The sequence below is a fragment of the Bradyrhizobium sp. P2_E8 genome, from assembly GCF_056403875.1.
This window is the reverse complement of the sequence record NZ_JBFUES010000368.1, coordinates 1-6772: the sequence shown is the minus strand read 5'-3', so window position 1 is coordinate 6772 and position 6772 is coordinate 1. Positions and strand designations below refer to the sequence as shown.

Here is a 6772-nt window from a genome sequence, read left to right as displayed (position 1 = left end):
AAGGTGCGTTCATGGCCGGCCTGCACGCATCGCTGGTCGTATCGGCCGCCGTCCTGCTGCTCGCTGCTGCCGTGATCGGGATCGGCGCGCCGTCGCGAGGATGAACAATATGAGTAAAGGCGCACATCTTCCGTTCACCATCCCCGGAACGAGGACATAGCCGGTTACCGACTGTCCACCTCTGCCGGTTCTAAGTGCAGGTCCGATAGGGGCCGGCAATGTATCAAGTTCTCTACTGTCTTACGGACCAGCATGATTGGCGTCTGGTCGCGCTCGGCGGGGCGGTGTGCCTGCTCGCGAGCGCGGCGGCGATAAGCCTGTTCTACCGCGCGCGGGCGGCGAGCGGGGGTGCCCGCGTCTCGTGGATCGCGCTCGACGCCATCGTTGCCGGCTGCGGCATCTGGGCAACCCATTTCATCGCGATGCAGGCTTACGGGCCCGGCGCCGGCGGCGCCTACAACATCCCCGTGACCGTCCTGTCGCTGATCTTCGCGATCGCGGTCACCTTCGTCGGGCTGAGCATCTCGGTGTCGGCGATGCGGGCGATCCCGGTCGCGCTCGGTGGCGCCGTCGTTGGTGGCGGCGTTGCCGCAATGCATTACACCGGCATGATGGCGCTCGAGATTCCCGCGCGCATCGGCTGGGAGACCGCCACCGTGACGGTCTCGATCATTCTTGGCGTTATCTTTGGATCGCTTGCGCTGGTCGTTGCGGGGCGGCGCGACAGCCTGGCGAATGCGCTCGGCGCGACGGTGCTGCTGACCGTTGCCATCGTCTCGCATCATTTCACCGCCATGGGCGCCGTGGAGCTGGCGCCGGATCCTGCGATCGTCATCAGCGGCCTGTCGATTCCGCCGGCCTCATTGTCAATCCTCACCGCCAGCGCTGCCGCTGCAATCATCGCGATCGCGCTCGCAGCAGCTGTGCTCGACCGCCGTGCCAAGGGCGAGCTGGGACGCCAGCAGGTCGTGCTCGATACCGCGCTCGAGAATATGTCGCAGGGGCTGTGCATGTTCGACGCGGACGGCAAGATCATGCTGTTCAACGAGCGCTACGCGGCGATGTTTCGTCGCACCGATATCGCGCTCGCCGGCCGCCTGCTGGTCGACGTGCTGCGGGAAGAGCAGGCCAAGGGCCAGTGGCAAGGCGACGCGAATGAATTCTTCGCGCGCCTCGTGGTCGACGCGCGCGAGGGCCGCACGACCAGCCAGATCGTCAACCGGTTCGGCCGCTCCATCCGGGTCGTCAACCAGCCGATGCAGGGCGGCGGCTGGGTCGCGACCTTCGAGGACATCACCGAATGGCTGGAGGCGCAGGCGAAGATCTCGCACATGGCGCGTCATGACGCGCTGACCGGTCTGCCGAACCGCGTGCTGTTCCACGAGCAGCTCGAGCAGGGGCTGCGCCGGGCGGGTTCGGGCGACCAGCTCGCGGTGCTCTGCCTCGATCTCGACCACTTCAAGGATATCAACGACTCGCTCGGCCATCCCATCGGCGATGCGCTGCTCAAGGAGGTCGGCCGCAGGCTGAGGGCGACCGTCGGCGAAAGCGACACGGTGGCGCGGCTTGGCGGCGACGAATTCTCCGTGGTCCAGATCGGACGGTCGGAGGAGGCTGCGGCGAGGTCCCTTGCCGGCCGCCTCGTCGAGGCGATCTCGGCGCCTTACGAGATCGACGGCCATCAGATCGTCATCGGTGTCTCGATCGGCATCTCGCTGTCGCCGCAGGACGGCAGCGATCCGGACGAGCTTTTGAAGAACGCCGACCTCGCGCTGTACCGCGCCAAGGCGGATGGCCGCGGTACCTACCGCTTCTTCGAGACTGGCATGGATGCGCGCGCGCAGGCGCGGCGTCTGTTGGAGATGGATTTGCGCGCGGCGCTGCAACGCGACGAGTTCCAGCCGTACTATCAGCCGATCCGCGACGTCGCCAGTGGTCGCGTCGTCGCCTTCGAGGCGTTGCTGCGCTGGAACCATCCGCAGCGCGGCCTGATCGCCCCCATCAACTTCATTCCGCTGGCCGAGGAGACCGGACTCATCGTCCAGCTCGGCGAATTCATGCTGCGCTCCGCCTGCGCCGACGCGGCCACCTGGCCGGACGATATCGACGTCGCGGTCAACCTGTCGCCGGTGCAGTTCAAGAACCCCAATCTGATCGCATCCGTGACCGAGGCGCTGACCGCCTCGGGACTGGCGGCGCGCCGGCTCGAGCTCGAGATCACCGAATCGGTGCTGCTCCAGAATAGCGAGGCGACGCTGACTACCCTGCACGAGCTGCGCGCCATGGGCGTGCGCATCTCGCTCGACGATTTCGGCACCGGCTATTCGTCGCTGAGCTATTTGCGCAGCTTTCCGTTCGACAAGATCAAGATCGACCGCTCCTTCGTGTCCGAGCTCGCGACGCGCGAGGATTCCATGGCGATCATCCGTGCCGTAACCGGGCTCGGCCGCAGCCTCGGCATCGTGACCACCGCGGAAGGCGTCGAGAACGACGCGCAGCTCGAGCTGCTCAGGCGCGAGGGCTGTACCCAGGCGCAGGGCTACCTGTTCAGCAAGCCGCGGCCTGCCTCGGACGTGGCGCTGATGCTGGAGCGCCCGCGGCTGCGCGCGTCGGCGTAGAAAGGTCAGCCGCGGCGCAGGGCGAAATGCGCGCCGCAGAATGCCATCACGGCGCCAAGGCACAGCGCGGCGAGCCCGGCGAGCACGCCCGCGACCGTCGGGATCGGGCTCGGTGCCGAGGCCACCTGGCCGGCACCCGCAAGCAGGAGCACGCCGACCGCGATCAGGAATTGCCGCATCCGTTGCGGGATCTGGCCGTCAGCGGCGCTCTGCATCAACGTCGCCGTGAAATAGCCGCCAGAAAAGCCGACCGTTGCGATGAGCCACCAGGCGATCGCGGCGCCGGCCGGAATGAACTCATGCGTGTCGGAGCGCCAGAGGCCGCCGAGGTCGAGCCCGTAGCGCGCGCCCAACATGTGCACCGCGAGCGCGAGCAGCACGCCGCAGATCACGGCTGCACCGAGAATCAGGCGGCGCGGAAAAAAGGTCGTCTCAGCCATGCCCCGCTTGTAGGATGGGCGAGGGCGACCGCGCAAGCGGGTCGCAGGCGGGATTGCGCGGACGGGGTCGATTGTCGAGATGCAGGTTTCGGACACGCAAGGCGCCCCAGGTGCGAGCTACGCCTACAAGGCGTCGCTGATCGGCTCGGCGCATCGTTTCGAGCTGACCGATGCCGGGCTGTCCTGGCACATCGGCGGCCGTTCCGGCCTGTGGCGCTATGACGAGATCAGCGCTGTCAGGCTGTCGTTCCGCCCGGTGTCGATGCAGCAGCATCGCTTTCGCGCCGATATCAGCCGCAGCGGTGGCGGCCGCATCGCGATCCTGTCGACGAGCTGGCAGACCGCGGCGCTGATGGCGCCGCAGGACAACGGCTTTCGCGATTTCATCATCGAGCTCCATGCGCGGATGGCGAAAGCAGGCAGCCGCGCGGTGCTGACCGCGGGCCTCGGCCGCAACACCTATGCCGCGGTGCTGGCGTTCATGGCGGTGCTGACGGTGGCGATGACCGGGCTCCTGGTCCGCGCGCTCATGATCGGCGCGTTCGCCGGCGCGCTGTTCATCCTCGGCTTTGCCGCGCTGTTCGCCTGGCAGGTCGGCGGCTTCGTGCGGCGCAACCAGCCCCAGAGCTACAGCTTCGATCGCGTGCCGAGATCCCTGTTGCCTTAAGCTGCAATCGGCCGCAATCAAACGTGACTTCGCGCCCCGGTGCCGGTGTCGCATCGTGCCGCCATGCCAGCCCTGAATCGCAGTACGCGCCTGCCTGCGGCGGACGAGATCGCCAGGATCAACCGCACGCATCTGATCGACACGGCCCTCCGGCCGGCCGACCTCTTGTTCATGTTCGGCACCCGCGAGGACGTCGCACTGCGCGCCGACACTGCCGCAAGGCTGTGGCGCGAGGGCTTGTTCCGCTGGTCGATCGTCAGCGGCGGCGTGACGCCGGGCTCGGAGCAATCCGAGTGCACCATCATCAAGGCGGCGATGGCCGCGGCGGGCATTCCGGCGGACCGGATCCTCGAGGAACATGGCGCGATGAACACCGGCGAGAACGTGATCTTCTCGCTGCCAGTCATCGATACGGCGCTTGGGCTGCAAAATATCCGCAGCGTGATCTGCCTCGGCAACACCTGGACCGCGCGTCGCTACCCGATGACGCTGCACCGGCACTGGCCCGAGGTCGAGAAGATGCTGCTCACCGTCGACAGCTTTGCGACGCCGCGCGCGCTCTGGCACACCGACGTCGAATTTCGTCGTCGTGTCCTGCATGAATGGGACAAGATCGAGCCGTACAAGGCGAGGGGCTTTATCGCGGAATGGCCGCAGGGCTGACGGACAGGATTCTGGTTTTGACGCGTTTTCTTCGCGAACCGGTATCCCACTTCGCGCGAAAGCGCTCTGGCTACTCCGTCGAGTCAAAATCCTCTTCCTTGGTGCCGAGCAGCGAGACGAGCGTGCGCAGGCCCGAATCGAGCTGCTCGAACGTGGGCGGGGCGAGCGCGAGACGCACCGCATTCGGCGCGTGACCATGCGCGATTGCAAAAGTCGAGGACGGCGTCAGCGCGATGCCGCGCCTGGCGGCTGCGGCAACGAAGGTCTGCGAGCGCCAGTGTGGCGGCAGCGTGAGCCAGAGATGATAGGAGCGCGGGTCGGCGGCGAACTGGTAGCCGGCCAGCAGCCTTGCCGCGGTCTGCTGGCGGCGCGCGGCGTCGATACGCTTCAGGCGCGTCAGCTCGGCGACGGTGCCGTCGGCCATCAGCCGCTGCCCCGATGCGAGCGCATGGCCGGAGGCGATCCAGCCGCCGGTGCGGACCGCGCTCATCACGCTCTCGCGCAGATGCGGCGGGGTGACGAGGATGCCGAGCGCAAGGCCGGGCGCGACCTTCTTGGACAGGCTGTCGATCACGATGCAGCGGTCCGGCCCGAGTGCGGCCAGCGGCGTGTCGTCGGCGAGGAAGCCGTAGACGGCGTCCTCGATGATGGTGAGATCGAGCTTCTCGGCGACGCGCATGATGTCGGCGCGCCGCGTCGCGTTCATGGTGACGCCGAGCGGGTTCTGGATGATGGGCTGGAGATACAGCGCCGACAGATGCGCCTCGCGATGCGCCTTCTGGATCGCGTCGGGCCGTGCGCCGTGCTCGTCCATCGGAATCGGGACCAGCGTCACGCCGAGCCGCGCCGCGATGCTCTCGACGTAAGGATAGGTCAGCGCCTCGACGCCGCAGCGGCCGCCGGTGGGGACGAGCGCGGCGAGGGCGGCCGCGAGCGATTGCTTGCCGTTGGCGGTGAAGACGATCTGCTCGGCCTGCGGCGCAAAATCCTTGCGCGCGAGATAGGCGGCGGCCGCGTTGCGCGCGCTCTTGGTGCCGGTGCTGGTCGAGACGCGCAGCGCGGATTCGAGCGCGTCGACGCGCTCGAGCCCCGCAAGACTCTTGGCGATCATGGCCCATTGCTGCGGCAGCAGCGGATAATTGACCTCGAAGTCGATCCGCGCGTCGCGCGGCTCGCTCAGCGCCTCGACCTCGCGCCTGATGTCGCCGGAGATGAAGGTGCCGCGGCCGACCTCGCCGACCACGAGGCCGCGGCGGAGCAACTCGGTATAAACCCGGCTCGCGGTCGAGACCGCAATGCCGCGGTCATAGGCAAAATTGCGCTGCGGCGGCAGCCGGTCGCCGGGCCTTAACGTGCCATTAGAGATATCCGAGGCAATGGCATCGGCAAGCTTCACGTACTCGAACTTGGACATTATTGCACCGAGAGCAATGTTTTCCTTGCTCCGAGTAATGTACTGGAGCATTTAAGTTCCATCAAGGTCCGCGATTGAGCCGAGGAGAGCGAGAGCAATCCGATGGCAAATGAGGTGCAGGCGCTCCCAGCGTCTGCGCCAACGGCATCCGTTTCGCCGCGTGGACAGAAGTCCGGAGAAGAAAAATGACCACGATCTCGCAAACTGCCGGGCGGAGTTTACGCCCATCCTCGTCGAGCGGATTTTTCCGCGCGCTCGCCAACGCCACCCAAGCCATGCTCGACCGCCTGGAGCGCCGCTCCGCCGTCAAGACGCTGAACGAACTCGACGACCGCGCCCTGCGCGACATCGGGATCAACCGCAGCCAGATCGAGGACGCGGTCTACGGCCAGTTCAAAGCCGAACTGTCGCGGTATCTGTAAGGCTTTGTCACGACGCCCGGCAGGTCCGGGCGTGGTGACGTAAAATGTCTCCACATCGTCATTGCGAGCGGAGCGAAGCAATCCAGACTGCCGACGCGGAGCGACTCTGGATTGCTTCGCTGCGCTCGCAATGACGGAGCATGTGGGTGGCACTGTCGCTCCTTTAGCTCGCGCTCTCATCGCAGACACACCTTTGCCCTCTCGCGGCGCGTTTCGCCCGAGCTTTGCTTCGCCGCCTCACCCTCAATGAAAGAGGGCGCAGGGAAGGCCGGGAGCCGGYTGGCTCCCATTGGCCGCCATGCCAAACGCGGMTTGCGCTACGATGCACAGCGGGGAAACAGGGCAACCGGAGCATCCCGGCCTTCCCTGCGCGGATGGTTGGAACGGYTTATGTCGTGCTCTCCCCGGGGAGCGATGCACTATTGCCCCCGTCGCCTTGCGGATGGCTGATGCGCWCGGCCCGGTCGGRCCGCACATATCACCGCAAGACTTGGCGCACAGACCCCGGGCGCCAGGACGACACGATTTGGCCGTACGCCGATCACACC

6 protein-coding genes are annotated in these 6772 nt (G+C 66.7%); 4 read left to right on the top strand and 2 right to left on the bottom strand.

Annotated elements, in window-relative coordinates:
- The first annotated feature begins 218 nt into the window (after nucleotides 1–218).
- The gene (locus AC1D00_RS20600; protein ID WP_477011932.1) at nucleotides 219–2618 is read left to right on the top strand and encodes a bifunctional diguanylate cyclase/phosphodiesterase; all 2400 of its coding nucleotides are present in this window, start codon (nucleotides 219–221) and stop codon (nucleotides 2616–2618) included.
- A 5-nt stretch (nucleotides 2619–2623) separates the two neighbouring features.
- Here the strand turns inward: AC1D00_RS20600 and AC1D00_RS20595 are convergent, their stop codons facing one another.
- Nucleotides 2624–3058 (bottom strand): hypothetical protein, encoded by a 435-nt coding sequence (locus tag AC1D00_RS20595; protein ID WP_477011931.1) that lies wholly within the window; start codon nucleotides 3056–3058, stop codon nucleotides 2624–2626.
- 79 nt (nucleotides 3059–3137) lie between these two features.
- On the opposite strand from AC1D00_RS20595, the gene AC1D00_RS20590 reads away from it, so the two are divergent.
- Both AC1D00_RS20590 and AC1D00_RS20585 read left to right on the top strand, forming a co-directional pair.
- Nucleotides 3138–3725, top strand: coding sequence for a hypothetical protein (locus AC1D00_RS20590; RefSeq protein ID WP_477011930.1), 588 nt, complete (start codon nucleotides 3138–3140; stop codon nucleotides 3723–3725).
- Nucleotides 3726–3788: 63 nt separating this feature from the next.
- Complete coding sequence (locus tag AC1D00_RS20585) at nucleotides 3789–4388, top strand: YdcF family protein (protein ID WP_477011929.1); 600 nt, start codon at nucleotides 3789–3791, stop codon at nucleotides 4386–4388.
- 70 nt (nucleotides 4389–4458) lie between these two features.
- On the opposite strand, the gene AC1D00_RS20580 is transcribed toward AC1D00_RS20585, so the two are convergent.
- On the bottom strand, nucleotides 4459–5802 hold the full coding sequence (locus tag AC1D00_RS20580) for an aminotransferase-like domain-containing protein (RefSeq protein WP_477011928.1): 1344 nt from the start codon (nucleotides 5800–5802) through the stop codon (nucleotides 4459–4461).
- 185 nt (nucleotides 5803–5987) lie between these two features.
- Here AC1D00_RS20580 and AC1D00_RS20575 point away from each other — a divergent pair, with 185 nt between their 5' ends.
- Complete coding sequence (locus tag AC1D00_RS20575) at nucleotides 5988–6224, top strand: DUF1127 domain-containing protein (protein WP_477011927.1); 237 nt, start codon at nucleotides 5988–5990, stop codon at nucleotides 6222–6224.
- The last annotated feature ends 548 nt before the right edge of the window (nucleotides 6225–6772 follow it).

Bases quoted from the DNA above. Each gene is read 5' to 3' on its own strand.
- AC1D00_RS20600 (WP_477011932.1), top strand. From the start codon at position 219: ATGTATCAAGTTCTCTACTGTCTTACGGACCAGCATGATTGGCGTCTG.
- AC1D00_RS20595 (WP_477011931.1), bottom strand. From the start codon at position 3,058: ATGGCTGAGACGACCTTTTTTCCGCGCCGCCTGATTCTCGGTGCAGCC.
- AC1D00_RS20590 (WP_477011930.1), top strand. From the start codon at position 3,138: ATGCAGGTTTCGGACACGCAAGGCGCCCCAGGTGCGAGCTACGCCTAC.
- AC1D00_RS20585 (WP_477011929.1), top strand. From the start codon at position 3,789: ATGCCAGCCCTGAATCGCAGTACGCGCCTGCCTGCGGCGGACGAGATC.
- AC1D00_RS20580 (WP_477011928.1), bottom strand. From the start codon at position 5,802: ATGTCCAAGTTCGAGTACGTGAAGCTTGCCGATGCCATTGCCTCGGAT.
- AC1D00_RS20575 (WP_477011927.1), top strand. From the start codon at position 5,988: ATGACCACGATCTCGCAAACTGCCGGGCGGAGTTTACGCCCATCCTCG.